Below are 1,652 nucleotides of genomic sequence, written 5' to 3'. Positions count from 1 at the left end.
GGGGGGTGCCCCTATCTGTTTCGTCAACCCTGGCGGGGCTGGTTCGTAGGGGTTCGTACTGGGCGGATCGGGTGCCGTGGGGGCAGGCCGGTGGCCGGCTTGGCGGGGTGGCCGTGCCGGTGCGCGGGCGTGACGGGGCGGGAAGGGTAGGCGGGTGGGGTGTTCAGGCGGCGAGGTCGAGGGTGCGGGGCTCGTAGAAGGTCCCGGTGCGGATCATCGCGTGGATGACGTTCACGCGTTGCCGCGCCAGGCGGAGGACGGCCTGCGTGTGGGTCTTGCCGCGGGCGCGCTGGCGGTCGTAGTAGACCCGCGAGGACAGGTCGCTCTTGCAGCCGATCGCGGCGAACGCGGCCTGGAACAGGGCACGTTTGAGCAGGCGGTTGCCGCGATGGGGCGCGTGCTCGCCGCGGATGGAGGTCCCCGAGGACTTCGTCGCGGGGGCGAGTCCGGCGTAGGAGGCGAGGTGCCCGGCGGTGGGGAAGCCTCTGCCGTCGCCGATGGCGACGATCACGGCGGCCGTGGTCCTGACGCCCATGCCGGGCAGCGACGTCAGGAGGTGGAAAAGAGGGAGGGCCTCCAGCAGGGCCGCGATCTGATGCTCGGTGGCCTGGCGCTGGGCGTGTGCGGCGGCGAGCTGGGCGGCCAGACCGGGCACGATCAGCGCGGACGCCTCGGTGCCGGGAACGACGAGGGACTGCTCGGCGAGCGCGTCGAAGATCTCGGTGGTGAGGTGGTGGGCCTTGCGCGAACCGTGTGCCGTGAGCAGGGCCTCGCAGCGGGCCCGGCCCAGTTTTCTCAGTCTCGCCGGGGAGCCGTGCCGTTGGAGGAGGGCCTGGACATAGGGGTAGGACAGACGCGGGCCGAGCACGCGCTCGAGCGAGGGGTGGATCTGGGAGAGCAGGCCGCGCAGCCGGTTGGTGGCGCGGTTGACCTCGCCGGCCAGGTCGTTGTCGTAGCCGGTGAGCATGGTCAGCTCGGCCAGCACCTCGTCGTCACGGTCCACCGCGCGCAGGGTGTGCGGCATGGTCCGGGCGGTCTCGGCGATCACGAACGCGTCGCGGGCGTCGGTCTTGGCCTCGCCCGGGTGCAGGTCGGCGGCCCGCCGCATCGACAGCCCGGGCAGGTAGGCCACCCGGCAGCCCGCCGCGCGGGCCACCGTCAGCGGCAACGCGCCGATGTTGGCGACCTGGTCCACGACCACCAGCACGGTGCCGAACTTCGCCACCAGCTTGCTGAACAGCTCCAGCAGTTTCGGCTCGGTGTTGGGCAGCCGCTTGTCGTGCACGGTTCTGCCGTCCTTGGTCCGGCCATGGGCGTGGTGGAACTCCTTGCCCAGGTCCAGGCCGAGGAACAGATCTATCTCGACGGTGTCGACCATGCTCGCGTGCCCCCTCGATACGCACTCGTACCCAGTTCCTGGCCGTCCCTGCGGCACCACACGCCGGCAACCACGTTACGCAGACATCCCGTCCCTGGAATGGTCCGGCGTTGCGCCGGACCGGGCGGTCGTCAGGCCCCTCATCAGCGGTCAAGCGGTGCCCCGAGGCCCGGCGGCAACACCCCCCAGGTCATGCGTGCGACAGGGGGCAAACAGCCATACCGGGCCCGGGGGCCAGGCGCCCCGTTGCGGGGCCATGAGAAAGGTAACGGGG

General features: G+C 71.5%; 1 protein-coding gene. It reads right to left on the bottom strand.

Annotation, left to right across the window (positions count from 1 at the left end):
* Positions 1-163: 163 nt before the first annotated feature.
* A complete protein-coding gene (locus tag ACFY3J_RS38785) occupies positions 164-1,378 on the bottom strand; it encodes an IS110 family transposase (protein ID WP_390842885.1) in 1,215 nt (404 codons plus the stop codon).
* Between the last annotated feature and the right edge of the window lie 274 nt (positions 1,379-1,652).

The sequence above is a fragment of the Streptomyces sp. NPDC001231 genome (assembly GCF_042896885.1).
Taxonomy (GTDB): Bacteria; Actinomycetota; Actinomycetes; order Streptomycetales; family Streptomycetaceae; genus Streptomyces.
This window is presented reverse-complemented; position numbering and strand designations above follow the sequence as displayed.